Source organism: Escherichia sp. MOD1-EC5990, assembly GCF_002965285.1.
GTDB classification, from domain to species: domain Bacteria; phylum Pseudomonadota; class Gammaproteobacteria; order Enterobacterales; family Enterobacteriaceae; genus Escherichia; species Escherichia coli_F.
On sequence record NZ_PTRV01000001.1, the window covers coordinates 367,092 to 388,086 of the forward strand.

General features: G+C 48.4%; 17 protein-coding genes. 9 read left to right on the forward strand and 8 right to left on the reverse strand.

Annotation, left to right across the window (positions count from 1 at the left end; genetic code table 11):
• Positions 1 to 110: 110 nt before the first annotated feature.
• From ybiB to BEB42_RS01860, 3 genes are all read right to left on the reverse strand, one after another.
• Positions 111 to 1,073 (reverse strand): DNA-binding protein YbiB, encoded by a 963-nt coding sequence (ybiB, locus tag BEB42_RS01845; protein WP_000386518.1) that lies wholly within the window; start codon positions 1,071 to 1,073, stop codon positions 111 to 113.
• A gap of 27 nt (positions 1,074 to 1,100) precedes the next feature.
• The gene (gene dinG / locus BEB42_RS01850) at positions 1,101 to 3,251 is read right to left on the reverse strand and encodes an ATP-dependent DNA helicase DinG (protein WP_001218655.1); all 2,151 of its coding nucleotides are present in this window, start codon (positions 3,249 to 3,251) and stop codon (positions 1,101 to 1,103) included.
• Between the two features lie 283 nt (positions 3,252 to 3,534).
• Entirely contained in the window at positions 3,535 to 5,547 is a 2,013-nt protein-coding gene (locus BEB42_RS01860) for a type III effector (RefSeq protein WP_105267126.1), read from the reverse strand.
• A 288-nt stretch (positions 5,548 to 5,835) separates the two neighbouring features.
• Between BEB42_RS01860 and BEB42_RS26365 the strand changes: the two genes are divergently transcribed.
• Positions 5,836 to 7,521, forward strand: coding sequence for a hypothetical protein (locus tag BEB42_RS26365; RefSeq protein WP_157942747.1), 1,686 nt, complete (start codon positions 5,836 to 5,838; stop codon positions 7,519 to 7,521).
• A gap of 105 nt (positions 7,522 to 7,626) precedes the next feature.
• Here BEB42_RS26365 and rhlE read toward each other — a convergent pair whose 3' ends face one another.
• Positions 7,627 to 8,991, reverse strand: coding sequence for an ATP-dependent RNA helicase RhlE (rhlE, locus tag BEB42_RS01865; protein ID WP_000007133.1), 1,365 nt, complete (start codon positions 8,989 to 8,991; stop codon positions 7,627 to 7,629).
• A gap of 228 nt (positions 8,992 to 9,219) precedes the next feature.
• Between rhlE and cecR the strand changes: the two genes are divergently transcribed.
• From cecR to BEB42_RS01890, 5 genes are read left to right on the forward strand one after another with little or no spacing between them, the layout of a single operon-like run.
• The gene (gene cecR / locus BEB42_RS01870) at positions 9,220 to 9,891 is read left to right on the forward strand and encodes a DNA-binding transcriptional regulator CecR (RefSeq protein ID WP_001353335.1); all 672 of its coding nucleotides are present in this window, start codon (positions 9,220 to 9,222) and stop codon (positions 9,889 to 9,891) included.
• A 2-nt stretch (positions 9,892 to 9,893) separates the two neighbouring features.
• Positions 9,894 to 10,889: a secretion protein HlyD gene (gene hlyD, locus BEB42_RS01875; RefSeq protein ID WP_001353336.1), complete on the forward strand. Its 996-nt coding sequence runs from the start codon at positions 9,894 to 9,896 to the stop codon at positions 10,887 to 10,889.
• Positions 10,882 to 12,618 carry an ATP-binding cassette domain-containing protein gene (locus tag BEB42_RS01880; RefSeq protein ID WP_000997113.1) on the forward strand — a complete coding sequence of 579 codons (1,737 nt, stop codon included), beginning with the start codon at positions 10,882 to 10,884 and terminating at the stop codon, positions 12,616 to 12,618. The genes hlyD and BEB42_RS01880 overlap by 8 nt, the downstream gene beginning before the upstream one ends.
• Positions 12,611 to 13,744: an ABC transporter permease gene (locus tag BEB42_RS01885; RefSeq protein WP_105267127.1), complete on the forward strand. Its 1,134-nt coding sequence runs from the start codon at positions 12,611 to 12,613 to the stop codon at positions 13,742 to 13,744. Before BEB42_RS01880 ends, BEB42_RS01885 begins: the two co-directional genes overlap by 8 nt.
• Before the next feature lie 10 nt (positions 13,745 to 13,754).
• On the forward strand, positions 13,755 to 14,861 hold the full coding sequence (locus BEB42_RS01890; RefSeq protein ID WP_000469031.1) for an ABC transporter permease: 1,107 nt from the start codon (positions 13,755 to 13,757) through the stop codon (positions 14,859 to 14,861).
• On the opposite strand, the gene BEB42_RS01895 is transcribed toward BEB42_RS01890, so the two are convergent.
• Positions 14,823 to 15,233 carry a YbhQ family protein gene (locus BEB42_RS01895; protein ID WP_000871982.1) on the reverse strand — a complete coding sequence of 137 codons (411 nt, stop codon included), beginning with the start codon at positions 15,231 to 15,233 and terminating at the stop codon, positions 14,823 to 14,825. The two genes, BEB42_RS01890 and BEB42_RS01895, sit on opposite strands and share 39 nt — an antisense overlap.
• Before the next feature lie 132 nt (positions 15,234 to 15,365).
• On the opposite strand from BEB42_RS01895, the gene BEB42_RS01900 reads away from it, so the two are divergent.
• The 3 genes from BEB42_RS01900 to BEB42_RS01910 are packed head-to-tail and all read left to right on the forward strand — an operon-like array spanning position 15,366 to position 18,321.
• Positions 15,366 to 16,127: an endonuclease/exonuclease/phosphatase family protein gene (locus tag BEB42_RS01900; RefSeq protein WP_001113341.1), complete on the forward strand. Its 762-nt coding sequence runs from the start codon at positions 15,366 to 15,368 to the stop codon at positions 16,125 to 16,127.
• The gene (gene clsB, locus BEB42_RS01905; RefSeq protein WP_000650353.1) at positions 16,124 to 17,365 is read left to right on the forward strand and encodes a cardiolipin synthase ClsB; all 1,242 of its coding nucleotides are present in this window, start codon (positions 16,124 to 16,126) and stop codon (positions 17,363 to 17,365) included. The genes BEB42_RS01900 and clsB overlap by 4 nt, the downstream gene beginning before the upstream one ends.
• Positions 17,365 to 18,321 (forward strand): lysylphosphatidylglycerol synthase domain-containing protein, encoded by a 957-nt coding sequence (locus BEB42_RS01910; protein WP_074501065.1) that lies wholly within the window; start codon positions 17,365 to 17,367, stop codon positions 18,319 to 18,321. Before clsB ends, BEB42_RS01910 begins: the two co-directional genes overlap by 1 nt.
• A 247-nt stretch (positions 18,322 to 18,568) precedes the next feature.
• Here BEB42_RS01910 and BEB42_RS01915 read toward each other — a convergent pair whose 3' ends face one another.
• The 3 genes from BEB42_RS01915 to BEB42_RS01925 all read right to left on the reverse strand — a co-directional run bounded on the left by BEB42_RS01915 (position 18,569) and on the right by BEB42_RS01925 (position 20,904).
• Positions 18,569 to 19,282, reverse strand: coding sequence for a Bax inhibitor-1/YccA family protein (locus BEB42_RS01915; protein WP_105267128.1), 714 nt, complete (start codon positions 19,280 to 19,282; stop codon positions 18,569 to 18,571).
• Positions 19,283 to 19,350: 68 nt separating this feature from the next.
• Positions 19,351 to 20,091: a Bax inhibitor-1 family protein gene (locus BEB42_RS01920; protein ID WP_236942399.1), complete on the reverse strand. Its 741-nt coding sequence runs from the start codon at positions 20,089 to 20,091 to the stop codon at positions 19,351 to 19,353.
• A 108-nt stretch (positions 20,092 to 20,199) separates the two neighbouring features.
• Positions 20,200 to 20,904, reverse strand: coding sequence for a Bax inhibitor-1/YccA family protein (locus BEB42_RS01925; RefSeq protein WP_000373624.1), 705 nt, complete (start codon positions 20,902 to 20,904; stop codon positions 20,200 to 20,202).
• Positions 20,905 to 20,995: the final 91 nt, after the last annotated feature.

A 20,995-nucleotide genomic window follows, 5' to 3' on the forward strand; every position in this document is an offset into this window, starting at 1 on the left:
TGTTTTTTTATGCTGCACGCCGGGCGCGGGAAGGTCAATAAAGATGCAGGAATTTCATATTGCGGTGGGGTAAAAGCCGGATGACGTGGCTCATCCGGCTGAGATAAAAATTAAAATGCCTGATTAACGCGCGCCAGGCCATCGCTGATAGTTGCCGCTTCCCCCGTAGCCACCAGGCAGCAAGCCATCTGGATTTTCAGCGATTCGGGAATCGGTTCGCTGCCAGCCAGGCAACGCTCAATCCACTGCGCCGTGGTTTCCGGATCTTTTGCTTGTGGCAGTAACTCGCTACCAGCAGGGTCCTGTTTTTCATACAGCACCCGCATCCCTTCGCGGTTAATGAGATTGATCTGCGGGCAGCGCTGCGGATTAGCATACACTTCACCTTCAGTACCATGCATTAGTAGCGCCCGCCCGCCGATATCGCTAAAGAACTTCGCGACGCGTCCAATGTATTCCGGATGCGAAACGCTGGAAAGACGCAGCGCCTCACCTTCGGCAAATGGCGTCGCCAGTTTCGCCAGGGTATGTGCACTGTTACGCACGCCCATCCGCCAGCGCATCGCCAGTTGTTTTTCCAGCGGCGGGCAAAACGCGCCGACTGGCATAAACACCGGTTGATGTTCGTCGAGCTTCGCCTGCGCCTGCCCGCCGTGCAACGTTGGCGTAATACCCATCAGTTCGAAAATGGTTTCTGTCAGCACGCGAGTTGGATCTTCGCTAACCCCGTGAACCACCACAGGAAAACCGAGTTTGTGCAGCAGAATCGCCAACAACGGCGTCAGGTTGGCCTGTTTACGCGCGCCGTTGTAACTGGGGATGACAATCGGCATCGGCTTGTCTGCAGGCGGCGTCAGCTTGATGGTGTGATTTTGCATGGCTTCGTAAAAGCCGAGCATCTCTGCTTCCCCTTCCCCTTTGATACGCAGCGCAATCAATACGCCGCCCAACTCAAGGTCAGGGACTTCACCATTGAGCATATGGGCATACAGACCGCGCGCAGTATCCCGGTCTAAATCGCGCGCGTGGTTTTTCCCGCGCCCGATCTCTTTAATGATTTTGCGATAGTCCATTTACGACTCCTTACCTGACTCACATCATTAACGCCGCCGACGGCGTGGGGATTTCGTTTTTTCTTTCTTTTTAACTATACCTTCAGGGACTTCCGGTTGCTCTATCGGAAATACCGGTAATGCATCCAGTAGCCGCTTGCCGTAGTTTTTGGTGAGCAAGCGTTTATCGTAAATCACCACTTCGCCCCAGCAACCGTGGCTTCGAATCAGTCGCCCAACCTGCTGAATCAGGTTAAACGAGGCGCTCGGCAGGCTTTGCACCTCAAACGGATAGCGGTTGAGGCTTTTCAGCCATTCCCCTTCGGTGATCACCACCGGGCTGTCGATGGGCGGAAAAGCGATTTTGTGGATATGCACCTGGCTGAGCAGATCACCTTTCAAATCAAGCCCTTCGGCAAAGGACTGTAAGCCCACCAGCACACTACGCTCACCGTTGGCAACGCGTTTGCGGTGCAGTTCAACTAAGCGATAACGCGGCTGATCGCCCTGCACCAGCAACATCAGGCGTAAATCCGTCACATAGTCGAGAAAGCGCTGCATCGCCCGTCCGCTGGCAAACAGTACCAACATACCGAGATGTTTTTTGCTCTCCACCTGCTTACGGAAAAAGGCCGCCATCTCGGCAATGTGCTGCTCTTCGTTGTCGATGGAAGGCTCAAAGCGCATCCGGGGAATAACAATTTTGCCCTGTTCGCAGTGGTTAAAGGGCGAATCCAGCGCCACAAAGCGGTCACCCGCTTTCTCTTTCAGCCCGCTCATCTCCTGCAAACGCGAAAAACTGTTCAGCGAACGCAAGGTTGCGGAGGTAACAATAATGTGCGGAATACTGCGCCACAGCAGCCTTTCCAGTTGGTCGCTAACACGAATACCCACACAGTGAAACCACAGATGTAGCTGCCCTTCGCGTTCCTCCCGCGTCGCCCATTTGGTCACCGGCGCACCGGAAGATTGCGCCAGAGAAGCCAGCCGCCAGAGTTTGCTTTGCGCCTCGAACATCCCCAACGCGCGGTTCATCTGCAAAATCAACCGATGCAGGCGTACAATGTCATGGCTGCCGGTTTTCTCACTTAAATCGTTAAGAAATAACTCCGCCAGACCACGCAGCATCTCGGTGAGTTTTGCCAGCCGCTGGCAGATCTCCAGCACTTCATCAGGCAGTTCGCCCATCGCAAAACGGTGTTCTGCCTCCTGCCCGGCAGGCATGTAGAGATTGAGAATGTTGTTTAACGAGGCGATAAGCTCATACAACTCTTCACAATGCGCATTCAAACGCTCGGGGATCGCCAGCGGTGGGATGGTCTTCGGGCGAAACTGCTCCATACAGGTAGCAACAAGCTTCGTAAACAAGTCCAGCTGCAGCCGATACCACGGCGCGGTAATTTCGGCGCTCATCTCCAGCGCATCCCGTGCCACATCAGGCAGGTGATGACCTTCATCCAGCACCAGCAGTAAATTTTTCGGGTCAGGCAATACGGCTTCGCTTTCCATCGCCGCCATCACCAGCGCATGGTTTGCCACGACAACTTCGGCTTCCTGAATTTCCCGACGAGCGACAAAAAACGGGCATTCGCGATAGTAATAACAGTTGCGGTTGAGGCAGCTGGCTTTGTCGGTACTCAAACGACGCCAGAGATCGTCATCAATGGCGATATCCGTATGATCGCGCAGACCATCCCATTTATAAGTGTCGAGATCGCCCTTCAACTTCGCACAACGTTTTTGCTCTTCCTGATTGTTCGGCGTCAGTTCGTCGTCAAGAAACGCCAGCAGATCCTGTTGCGTGGGTTCAGTGCTGGCGAGCGCCGTCAGATTACGCGGGCAAACGTAGCGCCCACGCCCGAAAGCGGCGGTAAATTTAAGATCGGGAATGATCTTTTTCAGCAACGGTAAATCTTTGCTGTAGATCTGATCCTGCAAGGCCACGTTAGCGGTACTCACCACCAGCGTTTTTTGCTCTTCGCGAGCAATGGCTATGCCGGGGATTAAATAGGAGAGCGTTTTCCCAACGCCGGTGGGTGCTTCAATCGCCAGATGCCGCCCTTCTTCTCCGGCCAGCGTTTTGGCGACGTCCGCAATCATCTGCCGCTGCGGCGCACGGGGAATAAAGTCGGGGATCTGTTCCTGAAGCGCCTTATACCAGGCGGCAATTTGCGCTTTAAGCGCGGCGGTTAATGCCATGAGAAAACCTGAAATACTGTATAAACAGCCAATATTGTGGCATTTTTCGGTTTTCAGCGGTAATGGTTTTTCTGTTTCTGGAAAGCGGCTCGCAAACACGCCCTCACACAATATATTTGATTGAAAGTTCGACGGCACGGTGAGCGCCAGTCTTCAGGGCAGAAAACAGCAAGTGATACCTCATTTCGTGGTTACACTTGCCGCCGTCATCGCTTCGCAGGAACCGGTATTGCCCGCCCTGGCCTGAGCCAGGGCCATCAATGCCATTATCCTGTTGGGATCTTTACAGCCATGCGTCTGGCGTCCACTCGGATAAAACTTTAGAAAAACGATATTGTGCGTAGCGGACCATATCACGATATAACGAACTTATACGCAGCTGGTTGGCCTCTTCATTAGACAGATTATTGAAATCAAGCAATACCGCTTTGTATGTATTAAAAGTTTGACTGCTTATCATATTTTCATCTAAAGAGTGAGCTTTAGCCAATAAAGCAAATGCATAACGTTTTAAAATTTTTGACGCATCAGGAATACCGTTAAAGACATTACTGTGAGAAATATTTGCAAATACGGCGGACAGACAGAAAAATATTTTAGATTTATCACTTTCACTGGCCTCTTTGAGATCCAGCATCGTTAATAGATTAGTGTAATGTTTTTCTTTCAAAGTATGCTGTTGCCATTGGTCTGAATCGGTCATCAAAGAGGAAAATAATGATTTAAATTCTGTCGATTGATTATCCGATTCTGGCACAAAGTCTGTTTTTCGCATTATTGCTGACATAAATACATCACGAATATAACCTTTCAATCCAAGAGCATTGAGAATCAATTGGTGTTTCTTATTTTTCTGCGCATATTCCCATCCTTTTGCAAATAAAGGAAATGCACACGTACAAATCGTTTCTGGATCATCTCTGACAACTTCATGGGTATCCTGCAAAGATGGATAAATAGAGTAATTATTCCAGATGGTCTTTTTCTTAACTTCTGGCTCAAGCATTGGGATTAACGCCTGGTGCGATAAGCGCATTACTCGCCCAGAGTTATCGGATGATAACAGGATATAACATTTATTATCTTTATCTAACAATCCTTGCAGCTGATTGAAATTCAACTTTATTTCTTCAGTAACGAATTGTTTTATTTCAGGTAATACCTGATAATTGTGATAAAGGTCAAATGCTAAGTTTTTCTCTTCAACACTTCTGTTTTCAAAAAGCAAATCAACAAATTGAATAAATCTATAATTTTCAGAAACCATCAACTCTGGTCTCTTTAAAAAGAGAGCATAGAAAAAATTTATTATTTCCGCATCGTTACTCAGATTTTTATTTCTGAAGTAGCACAGATACGTATCCAGTACGCGCATAACAAGTTCATGATCGATATTAAGTGGGGATTTTAATAGTTTTGCTATTATGGACGATGGGAATGCTACCATGTCCCGCAGCGTGAAGAGTTCCATGCCATCAGTTAATTGCGTTAGCAAATCTTTTACTGTTTTTATGTTATCAGTATTATCATTGAAAGATTCGTCTGCCAGAGATTCTAGTTTTTCTATCATCCCCCCGATTACAAATATATCTTTTTCGCTCTCCACGTCATGATTAGACATATCATCGACGATATCTTTAACTTTACTATCACTTTCATATAGTTTTTCTCTCACAATATTATTAGCGTTTACTGCAGAGGTCGCATCATAATAGGATGGCGGAATAATAACAGAGAATTCGTTAGTGAATATAGAATGATATGCAAGATTATCATCATTCAATTTCTCACCAACGTTAAGCGAATTAATATCCCTCAGAATATGCGTCTCAATCTGACTGTCAAAAAGACTTTTAGAAAAACCACTACCTTCAGTCAGTTCAATTTTCATCCTGAGTATTTTATTTTTGAGGTCAGAAAATGTATTTACATAAGGAATAAAAACATCTGATGAATTAGAGTTATTTTTCTTTCCATTAATATTATCTATTCTGACGGTGATCCCTTTCTCATCACGATGAATTGCATTATTCATATTTATAGAGATCACATTTTCATGTCTGGATTGCCCGGTTTTAATCGTCATATTGATATCATTTGCGCTGATCTCCGAAATCTCACTGACGAATTTTTTAAATGCATTATAGCGCTGGTGGCCAGCATTAAATTTGCCAAATGAAACATAATATGCGAAGTGTTCAAGGAAACCATGTAATTCCAGTAAATTAACCGGGTCAGAACCCTGCACCATATTTAATAACATCGTCGCATAACCATTGCATTTTGAACAATCCATACACCGCTCCTTTGCACATGAATGATCTGCGGATCATAAGCCTGGCAAAATAGGGAATCTTACAGAAATCGCTCATTTTTAACTTTTCGCACAACAAACTCAGGATAACCTGGTTATGAAATTTTGCTGCTGCACGGCTCTAAACAGACTGGCGATCAATCTTTCTATCAATAAGCAGAAATGAGCGATTTTTGATAGTTAATTTAAATTATTTCATTATCTATAGCTTGCACATAATGATTACTTATTATTTTTATCAATTTCAATTTGACGTATTAAAGGAGTTTTATGCGTAATTTGTTTGAGCAGTGGCCATTATTTAAACCTAACACACCAGGCAATTCCAACTATTTCCCTGACAACTTATCCATTACAGATATGGTTTTCTGGTTTGATAATAATGCCAAAAAACTGTTAGATGTTATTAAAAAAACAAAGAACCATGAACAAAAGCAGATGTTCATTCAGCATTTAACATCAACCTTATATAATAATAAGGTATTAAACAACCCTTATCATTTAGAACCGCAAAAAATTTCTAATGAGCAAATAGCCTTACCAATAATTAATATTTTATATGATAATTCTGACGTATTTCATAAAGAAAGTATTTTGTTTTTTTCACAATTATTTATAAAAAATATCAAACTTTTCGATATAAATAGTCCGGAAGATTTAATGATTTTTGATAGCCCCGATGCATCTTCTATTTTTGATACCCGGGGGTACCTCTCGACGTATCATGTTCAGCCAGATTTACTCGATTATAAGAACAAAATAATCATCCTTTTGGTTAAAATTCTTAATCATATTAATGACAAAAATAGCAAATACAACACTGAGGAAAAGAAAGTTTTCTATAACAAGTTATTGGCACCACTACGCCATATAAATAACGACGGAAATAAAATATTGATATTAAATTATCTTATAACGAACATCTTTACCTCCACAAATTCAAATCCTGATAGTTTGCTCTTTGATGCCATACTGGATATTGCACATAACTCTGTTCACAGAGGATATTTAAATCAACATAGTTTAATCAGACATCGCTGCGTCCAACACACACTGATTAACATCATCTCAAAACAAACAGACATTGACTTAAAAATAAAATGGATAAAAGATATAGTTTTAGTGTTGAAGTTACAACATGATGATTTATCGAAATGTATCAGCCCACTGATTTTCGCTATTGAATCGATAAAAACAACTAGCATTAGCGATGCGACAATTAAATCCTCTTCACAAATATTAAAATTGCATAATTATATGGAGATGTGTTATACACTTTTTGATAGCTATCCAAATTTAATAACTGAATATAATGACTTATTCACGGATTGTATTTCTATTGTTACACAATACGATCTGAGAGGATATTTTAGCAGACTGTTTGAGATGATAGAGATTACCGACAATGAAACTAAAAAGAATACAACTGCTTTTTTAATTAGCAGAATTGAATCCCGGCATTTATATCAACCTAAAATTGCCGCTCAATCTTTGAAATTGTTATTGAATACAGATATTCCTTATGCATATTCATCATTGCCAACATTACTTAATATTCTACAAAAAACAGTTTATGAACCGGGGCATCTGGAGTTACTCGATAAAGTGTTAAAGTTATGTGCCAAAAATATTCAGGCGTCAGAATTTGACAGTTTATTGGAACTGCTAAAGATATATGGTAATGAAACGACTGCACACTTTATTTTGCTTAGGGAGATAGTCGGATACACTATAGACAATGAAAATAATAAAATCAGGGACAGAATCAAGCTAATACTGAATCACATATCTCATAATACTTTTCCAGATGATGAACAAACACTTTATGCAATAGCATGTTTATTCCAGACTTTCCCAGAATTTGTTTATGAATATCAACCAATGTTATTAACAATAATTCAGATTGCAAGAAGAAATAATTTCATTGCCATTTTAAATACACTAGATAGATCATAAAGCAAATTTATTAAAAACAATAAAATCAGACATGACATGCATGTCTGACCGTGTTACCTGAATAAAGGGCAAAAGCCTGTGATACTCTTTTGCCCTTACATGGTATTACTGCGCAGCGGCAGGTTTACGCGGACGGCGACGGCGTTGTTGCTCGCCTGCCGGTTTGGCATCGCCGAGACGACGAGATGGTTTTTCTGCAGGTTTTGCGCTTGCAGATTTTGAGCCACCTTCTCCACGGCGTGGTTGCTGTTGACCGCGACCACCACCTTGTCCACGACCGCCGCCGCCACGTTGCTGGCGACCGTTCTGTATCGGTTCGGCTTTGATTGACGGGTCCGGCTCATAACCCGGAATCGCAATGCGTGGAATCTCTTTTTTCAGCAGTTTTTCGATATCACGCAGAAGTTTGTGTTCATCCACACACACCAGCGATAACGCTTCACCAGTTGCCGCTGCACGACCGGTACGCCCGATACGGTGGACGTAATCTTCCGGTACGTTTGGCAGTTCATAGTTGACGACGTGCGGCAACTCTTCGATATCCAGACCGCGCGCAGCGATGTCAGTTGCCACCAGTACACGAATATCGCCCGATTTAAAATCAGCCAGCGCACGGGTACGCGCACCTTGCGATTTATTACCGTGGATCGCCGCACTACGGATGCCATCTTTATTAAGCTGTTCCGCCAGATGGTTAGCGCCGTGTTTGGTACGGGTAAACACCAGCACCTGCTGCCAGTTCCCTTTCCCAATCATGTGCGACAGCAATTCGCGTTTGCGTTTTTTATCAACAAAGTGAACATGCTGGGTCACCTGATCAGACGCGGTATTGCGGCGTGCCACTTCGATTTCCAGCGGGTTGTGCAGCAGTTTTTCCGCCAGGTTTTTAATATCGTCTGAGAAAGTGGCGGAGAACAACAGGTTCTGGCGCTTCGCTGGCAGCTTAGTCAACACACGACGGATATCGTGGATAAAGCCCATGTCGAGCATGCGGTCAGCTTCATCGAGGACGAGAATTTCAACCTGATCCAGCTTCACTGCATTCTGATGTTCCAGGTCCAGCAAACGCCCCGGCGTTGCCACCAGCACATCAACGCCACCGCGCAGCTTCATCATCTGCGGGTTAATGCTCACACCGCCAAATACCACCAGCGAACGAATGTTCAGGTATTTGCTGTAATCACGGACGTTTTCGCCAATCTGTGCTGCCAGTTCACGGGTTGGGGTAAGAATGAGCGCACGGACCGGACGACGCCCTTTGGCGTGCGGCTGGCGAGTGATCAGGTGTTGCAACAGCGGCAGCGTAAAGCCCGCTGTTTTGCCAGTACCGGTCTGGGCACTGGCCATCAGGTCGCGGCCTTCCAGCACCGCAGGGATCGCCTGCTGCTGAATAGGGGTGGGTTCACGGTAACCTTGCTCAGCAACGGCGCGCAAGATATCAGGGCTTAAACCCAAAGAATCGAAAGACATAACTACTCCGAACCGCCCCGACCGTTACCGGTGTAGTTTTCAGGGAGATACTGAAAAGGAAAATGACAAAAACCACAATGTCATGAGGGAGCGGAGTGTAGCAGTTTTTGTGACGCAGCGCATAAATTATCCCTGTGACTGGCGTTGCTAAAATTCCTGGTCATACTGGACAACTCCCATATGGAGTCATAATCTTAATCAATCATTTGATTAAGAATGGACTGTGCGATGAATAATCCTGCCATGACAATCAAGGGTGAACAGGCGAAAAAACACCTGATTGCTGCCGCACTGGCGCAGTTTGGTGAATATGGAATGAACGCCACCACCCGCGAGATAGCCGCCCAGGCCGGGCAGAATATCGCTGCCATCACCTATTACTTCGGTTCGAAAGAAGATCTATATCTCGCCTGCGCCCAATGGATTGCCGATTTCATTGGCGAGCAGTTCCGTCCGCACGCTGAAGAAGCCGAACGTTTGTTCGCGCAACCACAGCCGGATCGCGCAGCTATTCGTGAACTGATCCTTCGTGCCTGCAGGAACATGATTAAGCTGCTCACCCAGGATGACACCGTCAACCTCAGCAAGTTTATCTCCCGTGAGCAACTCTCTCCTACGGCAGCCTACCACCTGGTGCATGAACAGGTGATTAGCCCGCTACACAGCCACCTTACACGCCTGATTGCCGCCTGGACCGGCTGCGACGCCAACGACACCCGCATGATCCTTCATACCCATGCGTTGATTGGTGAGATTCTGGCGTTTCGTCTTGGCAAAGAAACTATTTTGTTACGTACCGGCTGGACCGCGTTCGATGAAGAAAAGACCGAACTGATCAACCAGACGGTGACCTGTCATATCGACCTGATTTTGCAAGGATTATCGCAAAGGAGTTTGTAGTGATGAAAAAACCTGTCGTGATCGGACTGGCGGTAGTGGTACTTGCCGCCGTGGTTGCCGGAGGCTACTGGTGGTATCAAAGCCGCCAGGATAACGGCCTGACGTTATATGGCAACGTGGATATTCGCACCGTGAATCTTAGCTTCCGTGTCGGTGGTCGCGTTGAGTCGCTGGCCGTAGACGAAGGTGATGCGATTAAAGCGGGCCAGGTGCTGGGCGAACTGGATCATAAGCCGTATGAAATTGCCCTGATGCAGGCAAAAGCGGGTGTTTCGGTGGCACAGGCGCAGTATGACCTGATGCTTGCCGGGTATCGCGATGAAGAAATCGCTCAGGCCGCCGCCGCCGTAAAACAGGCGCAGGCCGCATATGACTATGCGCAGAACTTCTACAACCGCCAGCAAGGGTTGTGGAAAAGTCGCACTATTTCGGCAAACGACCTGGAAAATGCCCGCTCCTCGCGCGACCAGGCGCAGGCAACGCTGAAATCAGCACAGGATAAATTGCGTCAGTATCGCTCCGGTAATCGTGAACAGGACATCGCCCAGGCGAAAGCCAGCCTCGAACAGGCACAGGCGCAACTGGCGCAGGCGGAGCTGAATTTACAGGACTCAACGTTGGTAGCACCGTCTGATGGCACGCTGTTAACCCGCGCGGTAGAGCCTGGCACGGTGCTCAATGAAGGTGGCACAGTCTTTACCGTCTCACTGACACGTCCGGTGTGGGTGCGTGCTTATGTTGATGAACGTAATCTTGACCAGGCCCAGCCGGGGCGCAAAGTGCTGCTTTATACCGATGGTCGCCCGGACAAGCCGTATCACGGGCAGATTGGTTTCGTTTCGCCAACCGCTGAATTTACCCCGAAAACTGTCGAAACACCGGATCTGCGTACCGACCTCGTCTATCGCTTGCGTATTGTGGTGACCGACGCCGATGATGCGTTACGCCAGGGAATGCCGGTGACGGTGCAATTCGGTAATGAGGCAGGACATGAATGATGCCGTTATCACGCTGAACGGCCTGGAAAAACGCTTTCCGGGCATGGACAAGCCCGCTGTCGCGCCACTCGACTGTACCATTCACGCCGGTTATGTGACGGGGCTGGTGGGGCCGGACGGTGCGGGCAAAACCACGCTGATGCGGATGCTGGCGGGATTACTGAAACCCGACAGCGGCAGTGCCACAGTGATTGGCTTTGATCCAATCAAAAACGACGGCGCGCTGCACGCCGTGCTCGGCTATATGCCGCAGAAATTTGGTCTGTATGAAGATCTGACGGTGATGGAGAACCTCAATCTGTACGCGGATTTGCGCAGCGTCACCGGTGAGGAGCGGAAGCAGACATTTGCTCGCCTGCTGGAATTTACATCTCTTGGCCCGTTTACCGGACGCCTCGCGGGCAAGCTTTCCGGCGGGATGAAGCAAAAACTCGGCCTGGCCTGTACCCTGGTGGGCGAACCGAAAGTGTTGCTGCTCGATGAACCCGGCGTCGGCGTTGACCCTATCTCACGCCGCGAACTGTGGCAGATGGTGCATGAGCTGGCAGGCGAAGGAATGTTAATTCTCTGGAGCACCTCGTATCTCGACGAAGCCGAGCAGTGCCGTGACGTGTTGCTGATGAACGAAGGCGAGTTGCTGTATCAGGGAGAACCGACGGCCCTGACACAAACCATGGCCGGACGTAGCTTTCTGATGACCAGCCCACACGAGGGCAACCGCAAATTGTTGCAACGCGCCTTGAAACTGCCACAGGTGAGCGACGGCATGATTCAGGGGAAATCGGTACGTCTGATCCTCAAAAAAGAGGCCACGCCAGACGATATTCGCCACGCCGACGGGATGCCAGAAATCGACATCAGCCAAACCACGCCCCGCTTTGAAGATGCGTTTATTGATTTGCTGGGCGGAGCTGGAACCTCGGAATCACCGCTGGGCGCAATATTGCATACGGTGGAAGGTACACCTGGCGAGACGGTGATCGAAGCGAAAGAGCTGACCAAAAAGTTTGGCGATTTTGCCGCCACCGATCACGTGAATTTTGCCGTCAAACGCGGTGAAATCTTTGGTTTGCTCGGGCCAAACGGCGCAGGGAAATCGACCACCTTTAAGATGATGTGCGGCTTGTTGGTACCGACCTCTGGCCAGGCGCTGGTGCTGGGGATGGATCTGAAAGAGAGTTCTGGCAAAGCGCGCCAGCATCTCGGCTATATGGCGCAAAAGTTTTCGCTCTATGGCAACCTGACGGTCGAACAGAATTTACGCTTTTTTTCTGGTGTGTATGGCTTACGCGGGCGGGCGCAGAACGAAAAAATCGCCCGTATGAGTGAGGCGTTCGGCCTGAAAAGTATCGCTTCCCACGCGACCGATGAACTGCCCTTAGGTTTTAAACAGCGTCTGGCGCTGGCCTGTTCGCTGATGCATGAACCGGACATTCTATTTCTCGATGAACCGACGTCCGGCGTTGATCCCCTCACCCGCCGTGAATTTTGGTTGCATATCAACAGCATGGTAGAGAAAGGCGTCACGGTAATGGTCACCACCCACTTTATGGATGAAGCAGAATATTGTGACCGCATCGGCCTGGTGTATCGTGGGAAATTAATCGCCAGCGGCACGCCAGATGATTTGAAAGCGCAGTCGGCCAACGACGAGCAACCCGATCCCACCATGGAGCAGGCCTTTATTCAGTTGATCCACGACTGGGATAAGGAGCATAGCAATGAGTAATCCGATCCTGTCCTGGCGTCGCGTGCGGGCGCTGTGCGTCAAAGAGACGCGGCAGATCGTTCGCGATCCGAGTAGCTGGCTGATTGCAGTGGTGATCCCACTGTTGCTGCTGTTTATATTTGGCTACGGCATTAACCTCGACTCCAGCAAGCTGCGGGTTGGGATTTTGCTGGAACAGCGTAGCGAAGCGGCGCTGGATTTCACCCATACCATGACCGGTTCGCCCTACATCGACGCCACCATCAGCGATAACCGTCAGGAATTAATCGCCAAAATGCAGGCGGGAAAAATTCGTGGCCTGGTGGTGATTCCGGTGGATTTCGCCGAACAGATGGAGCGCGCCAACGCTACCGCGCCGATTCAGGTGATCACCGACGGCAGTGAGCCAAATACCGCTAACTTTGTGCAAGGTTATGTCGAAGGGATCTGGCAGATCTGGCAAATGCAGCGGGCAGAGGACAACGGGCAGACTTTTGAACCACTTATCGACGTCCAGACTCGCTACTGGTTTAACCCGGCGGCGATTAGCCAGCACTTTATTATCCCCGGCGCGGTAACCATCATCATGACGGTTATCGGCGCGATTCTCACCTCGCTGGTGGTGGCGCGAGAATGGGAACGCGGCACCATGGAGGCGTTACTCTCTACGGAGATAACCCGCACGGAACTGTTGCTGTGTAAGCTGATCCCTTATTACTTCCTTGGGATGCTGGCGATGTTGCTGTGTATGCTGGTGTCAGTGTTTATTCTCGGCGTGCCGTATCGCGGGTCGCTGCTGATTCTGTTTTTTATCTCCAGCCTGTTTTTGCTCAGTACTCTGGGAATGGGGCTGCTGATTTCCACAATTACCCGCAACCAGTTCAACGCCGCACAAGTTGCCCTGAACGCCGCTTTTCTGCCGTCAATTATGCTTTCCGGCTTTATTTTTCAGATAGACAGTATGCCCGCGGTGATCCGCGCGGTGACGTACATTATTCCCGCACGTTATTTCGTCAGCACCCTGCAAAGCCTGTTCCTCGCCGGGAATATTCCGGTGGTGCTGGTGGTGAACGTGCTGTTTTTGAGCGCTTCGGCGGTGATGTTTATCGGCCTGACGTGGCTGAAAACCAAACGTCGGCTGGATTAGGGAGAAGAGCATGTTTCATCGCTTATGGACGTTAATCCGCAAAGAGTTGCAGTCGTTGCTGCGTGAACCGCAAACCCGCGCGATTCTGATTTTACCTGTGCTTATTCAGGTGATTCTGTTCCCGTTCGCCGCCACGCTGGAAGTGACTAACGCCACCATCGCCATCTACGATGAAGATAACGGCGAGCATTCGGTGGAGCTGACCCAACGTTTTGCCCGCGCCAGCGCCTTTACCCATGTGCTGCTACTGAAAAGCCCACAGGAGATCCGCCCAACCATCGACACACAAAAGGCATTACTCCTGGTGCGTTTCCCGGCTGACTTCTCGCGCAAACTGGATACCTTCCAGACCGCGCCGTTGCAGTTGATCCTCGACGGGCGCAACTCCAACAGTGCGCAAATTGCCGCCAACTACCTGCAACAGATCGTCAAAAATTATCAGCAGGAGCTGCTGGAAGGAAAACCGAAACCCAACAACAGCGAGCTGGTGGTACGCAACTGGTACAACCCGAATCTCGACTACAAATGGTTTGTGGTGCCGTCGCTGATCGCCATGATCACCACTATCGGCGTGATGATCGTCACGTCACTTTCCGTCGCCCGCGAACGTGAACAGGGTACGCTCGATCAGTTACTGGTTTCTCCCCTCACCACCTGGCAGATATTTATCGGCAAAGCCGTACCTGCGTTAATTGTCGCCACGTTTCAGGCAACCATTGTGCTGGCGATTGGTATCTGGGCGTATCAAATCCCCTTCGCCGGATCGCTGGCGCTGTTCTACTTTACGATGGTGATTTACGGCTTATCGCTGGTGGGATTCGGTCTGTTGATTTCATCACTCTGTTCAACACAACAGCAGGCGTTTATCGGCGTGTTTGTCTTTATGATGCCCGCCATTCTCCTTTCCGGTTACGTTTCGCCAGTGGAGAACATGCCAGTGTGGCTGCAAAACCTGACGTGGATTAACCCTATTCGCCACTTTACGGACATTACCAAGCAGATTTATTTGAAGGATGCGAGTCTGGATATTGTGTGGAATAGTTTGTGGCCGCTACTGGTGATAACGGCCACGACAGGGTCAGCGGCGTACGCGATGTTTAGACGTAAGGTGATGTAACTTCTTATCTTTCGCCAGCAAAGACACTACTGCTGGGCCAGCAAGGATTGCCAGCCCTGCAATTGCCAGCAAAAAGTTGTTTTCCAGTACGCGGGACAACAGCCACAGCACAATCAGCGCTGCGCCAAAATACCAGGTCGTAGTCAGTTCTTCCAGCACATCTGCCACCTCACGCCAGCGTTGCTCGGGGTGGCGCTGAAACACCAGCATCATCACTACCGTGACACAATACAGTGCGCATAATCCCACGCCGACGTGAACCAGAGTCTTACTCATCCAGCCCACCACCAGCAGCGCCACTACCAGTAAATGCAACATAATCTGCCAGCAACTTAGACCCGTTGCGACACGAACACGTTGTTGCCACTTCATGGCTTCTCTCCTGAAGAATTTATCTCTACTTACTCAGAGTACCGAACTTTACGGAAAATTCCGTAAGACCGCACCTTTTTGTGACGCCGACTACACTATTTCAATGAGATAAGAGGCAAAGACAGGAAAATTATGCCCGATCAAACACAACAATTTTCGTTCAAGGTGCTCACCATCAATATTCACAAAGGCTTTACCGCGTTTAACCGACGCTTCATTTTGCCGGAACTTCGCGACGCCGTGCGTACCGTCAGCGCCGATATTGTTTGCCTGCAGGAAGTGATGGGCGCGCACGAAGTTCATCCGCTGCATGTGGAAAACTGGCCCGATACCTCGCACTACGAGTTTCTCGCCGACACTATGTGGAGCGATTTTGCCTACGGTCGCAATGCGGTGTATCCCGAAGGGCATCACGGAAATGCGGTACTGTCACGCTATCCCATTGAACATTATGAGAATCGTGATGTTTCGATCGATGGTGCGGAAAAGCGCGGCGTGCTCTACTGCCGTATTGTGCCGCCGATGACCGGGAAAGCGATTCATGTGATGTGCGTACATCTGGGCCTGCGTGAAGCGCACCGTCAGGCGCAGCTTGCGATGCTCGCTGAATGGGTGAATGAGCTGCCGGACGGCGAACCGATATTAGTGGCGGGTGATTTCAACGACTGGCGGCAAAAAGCTAATCATCCGTTAAAAGTGCAGGCCGGACTGGATGAGATATTTACCCGCGCCCACGGACGCCCGGCGCGCACGTTTCCGGTGCAATTTCCTCTACTACGACTGGACAGGATCTACGTCAAAAATGCCAGCGCCAGCGCGCCAACCGCGTTGCCGCTGCGGACATGGCGACACCTTTCTGATCATGCCCCTTTAAGTGCGGAGATTCATTTATGAAATGTAGCTGGCGTGAAGGCAATAAGATCCAGTTGCTGGAAAACGGCGAGCAATATTATCCCGCGGTGTTTAAGGCGATTGGCGAGGCACAAGAACGCATCATCCTTGAAACGTTTATCTGGTTTGAGGATGACGTCGGCAAACAGCTGCATGCGGCGCTACTGTCAGCAGCGCAACGCGGGGTAAAAGCGGAAGTCTTGCTGGATGGCTACGGTTCACCGGATCTCAGCGATGAGTTTGTCAATGAACTGACTGCGGCTGGCGTGGTATTTCGTTATTACGATCCCCGCCCTCGCCTGTTCGGTATGCGTACTAATGTATTCCGCCGGATGCATCGCAAAATTGTGGTGATCGACGCACATATCGCCTTTATTGGTGGGCTGAATTACTCCGCCGAGCATATGTCCAGCTACGGTCCAGAGGCTAAACAGGATTACGCAGTGCGCCTTGAAGGGCCGATTGTCGAAGATATTCTCCAGTTTGAACTGGAAAACCTGCCAGGACAGAGCGCGGCCCGACGCTGGTGGCGACGTCATCACAAAGCGGAAGAAAACCGCCAGCCGGGAGAAGCGCAGGTATTATTGGTTTGGCGCGATAACGAAGAACATCGCGATGATATCGAACGCCACTATCTGAAAATGCTCACTCAGGCGCGGCGGGAAGTGATTATCGCCAACGCCTACTTCTTTCCTGGCTATCGATTTTTGCACGCCTTACGTAAAGCGGCACGGCGCGGGGTGCGGATCAAACTGATCATTCAGGGCGAACCGGATATGCCCATTGTCAGAGTCGGCGCGCGTTTACTGTACAACTATCTGGTTAAAGGCGGCGTTCAGGTATTTGAGTACCGCCGCCGCCCGCTCCACGGTAAAGTGGCATTGATGGACGATCACTGGGCGACGGTAGGGTCCAGTAATCTCGATCCGCTCAGTTTGTCGCTAAATCTCGAAGCAAACGTCATCATCCACGATCGTAATTTTAACCAGACGCTACGCGATAATCTGAACGGCATCATCGCCGCCGACTGTCAACAAGTGGATGAAACCATGCTGCCGAAACGCACCTGGTGGAACCTGACCAAAAGCGTGCTGGCATTCCATTTTTTACGCCACTTCCCGGCGCTGGTGGGCTGGCTTCCGGCGCACACGCCGCGGCTGGCGCAGGTTGATCCCCCCGCACAACCGACAATGGAAACGCAGGATCGGGTAGAAACTGAAAACACGGGGGTAAAACCCTGATGAGTAAATCACACCCACGCTGGCGCTTAGCAAAGAAGATCCTCACCTGGCTATTTTTTATCGCAGTGATTGTGTTGCTGGTGATCTACGCCAAAAAGGTAGACTGGGAAGAGGTCTGGAAGGTCATCCGCGATTACAATCGCGTTGCGTTGCTCAGTGCGATTGGGCTGGTGGTCGTCAGCTATCTGATATATGGCTGCTACGACCTGCTCGCCCGTTTCTACTGCGGTCACAAACTGGCGAAGCGCCAGGTGATGCTGGTGTCGTTTATCTGCTACGCCTTCAATCTGACGCTCAGTACCTGGGTCGGCGGCATTGGTATGCGCTATCGTTTGTACTCCCGGCTAGGGTTACCGGGCAGCACTATTACGCGGATTTTCTCGCTCAGTATTACCACCAACTGGCTGGGCTATATTTTGCTGGCCGGGATTATCTTTACCGCAGGCGTGGTGGAGCTGCCGGACCACTGGTATGTCGATCAAACCACGCTGCGCATTCTCGGCATTGGCTTACTGATGATTATCGCGGTTTATTTGTGGTTTTGCGCTTTCGCGAAGCACCGCCATATGACCATCAAAGGGCAAAAGCTGGTGCTGCCTTCATGGAAATTCGCCCTCGCCCAGATGCTGATTTCCAGCGTTAACTGGATGGTAATGGGAGCGATTATCTGGCTGTTGCTGGGTCAAAACGTGAACTATTTCTTTGTACTGGGCGTGTTGCTGGTAAGCAGTATTGCCGGCGTAATTGTGCATATTCCAGCAGGAATTGGGGTGCTGGAAGCAGTGCTTATTGCGCTACTGGCAGGGGAACATACATCAAAAGGAACGATTATCGCCGCCCTGCTCGCTTACCGTGTTCTGTATTACTTTATCCCACTGCTGCTAGCGCTGATCTGTTACCTGTTGCTGGAAAGCCAGGCGAAGAAGCTACGGGCGAAAAATGAAGCGGCAATGTGAAGTTCAGTTAAGTTCTTTTGGTTTGTGCAGATTGTTAGCAAAGTGCTATTTATTCATGGCGGATGCGGCGTGAACGCCTTATCCACCCTACAAAACCGGACTAAGTTAATAGTTTACAATTCCAGTCAGTACCAGCTAAGCATAATGGATCAGCCTCATTACATTTCTTCAGGATTTTATTCATGAGGTTATATAAAAACGATTAACACGCATTTTCCAAAAAGAGAAACTTATCTATTTTTTACGGCTAATGAAAAAACCGCGTATGCCTTTGCCAGACAAGCGTTATAGCTATAGCGGCAAGAATCCCAAAGAAGCCGATAAAATAGTAATAGAGTGTTAATGCACCTATAAAAGCACAACGAACCGGACTCCATAATTCTTCACTATGGCTTTTTCCTGTCAGTTCAAGGAGCTTATTTCGTCCATGCGAGATAATGCCTGACCATAAGACAATCATTAAGCAACTTATTACCCAAACAGGCCGTTCACTCATTAATGCGGTATTCACGATGATCACTAGGGCCAACCCTGTCAACGTCATCATAATGATGAAACGGTGAGAACCAGGATCAACATTAAATAATAAACTGGCCAGCATACTGATTAAAAACATCGCGCCCGCAGTGCTGAACACAAGGATAATGGCAGATACAGGAGCTAAAATAGCAACGACAATCGCCACCAAAGAGATTAAAAACAGATACATTACGCCTGCGATGGCGGCATTTATCTTGTTGATATCTTTACTTAAGCCATACATACAAAGTAATAATAATCCTATGACAACATACATTGGTGGTGAATCATATTTGGTTGCCGTAATTTCGAGATAATTAGCTATCCAGGCCAGTCCTGCGGTTGCCGCCAAACCGACAGCGGTAATGAGCCATATGGCATTTAATATCCTGGCCTCGTACTGAAAATCATTAGTTATGTTTTTTGATGAGTACGATTTCATTATTTTTATATCCTTAAGTTGAATATCAATATCTATTGCAATTAACGCAAAAAACTCATCAATTCACGCTACCACACTAAACCATTAATAAAGTCAAGAACCGTTACAGCAAGTCTAAAAAGGACGCTTAGGATACTGAAATAGAGTGTTATTGCCCCTACAACAATACAGCGAAGAACACCTGAAAATTCAGAGTTGTCGGCAACACGGATCAAATCTTCCAGTGTTGTTGCTTCACAGGCAGCCGTAACGCCCCAGATAACGACAGTCAAAATACTCGCTAACCATACGGAAAAACTGCTGGTAAGAATCAGGTTAACAACAAAAGCAATACTCAAACCACAGAAGATATATAAACATAACTGTCTTACTGGTGGGATAACCCTATTAATACAACAGCATATTAGCGCCATAGCGGCAAACATCCCTCCCGTAATTCCCATTACCCTCGCTATGCTCGAAAAGGTAAAAAGTCTGGAGAAGAGAAAGCCATTAAGTAGGATTATTAGCAGATAGACCAGACATGCGCCTGATGCCTCGAGCCTTTTCAGGGCATCGTTTAACCAGAAACCAATTATTATCAGCGCAGATAAAGCGAAGACAAACGCGCCTGGAGATTCTAGTGAAGCAACCCAATGCAAGTGCTGAAATATCCAGGCACAGCCTGCCGTAGCCCATACTCCAGCAGCTGTTAACCACCAAATTAGGAACAGCATTTTGCTGAGCGAAGCGCTTTTTTGCTGTAATTGAGTAGCAGTGGATCGTCTGTTCAATTGCGTTATCTGCCCCTGAAATTGCGTAGTGGACATAGTCTGGCATTTGCGGCGATTCAGTTCTCATGTAAATGAGCGGAATAGTCTTTATAAAATCCGAAAAAAATCCCGACACATGGCCGGGATATTGATGGTGAAAAAGAATTAACGGCGGTTGCCGAAGATCCTCAACAACATCAGGAACAGGTTGATGAAGTCCAGATATAAGGTTAACGCGCCAAGAATGGAATATTTGCGCAGATTTGACGTGTCGCGGGTATCAATCTGCTCACCCATATTTTTCAATTTCTGAGTGTCATACGCCGTCAATCCGACAAAGACAATCACGCCGATATAGGTAACTGCCCACATCAATGCTTCGCTTTTCAGCCAGAAGTTGACCAGCGATGCCAGCACAATGCCGATTAACGCCATAAACAGCATATTGCCAAAGCCGCTTAGATCACGTTTGGTGGTGTAACCGTACAGGCTCATTGCGCCGAACATCCCGGCAGTAACGACGAAAGTACTGGCGATAGAAGCAGCAGTATAGACAATGAAAATACTGGAAAGCGTAAGACCCGTCAGCGCCGAATAAAGCATAAAGAGCATCGTCGTTACACCTGCGCTCAGCTTTTGAATCATCGCTGATAACACAATAACCAGTGCTAATTGCGCGATGATCAGACCGATTAAAAAAACACGGTTAGTGAACAATAGCTCCATCACGGCCGCAGAATTAGCCGCATACCAGGCAACAAATGCGGTCAGCAACAAGCCAACGGTCATCCAGCCATAGACTTGCGCCATATAAGTTTGCAAGCCAGCCCGGGGTTGTACGATTGAATCAGAACGTGGGAATCTGTCCATGACGATCTCCTGAAGATATAAGGAATATCTTAAGGATACTGCAAATGATGAGGCTGTGCATCGACGCAGCGTAAACGCATGTACTGAGTGG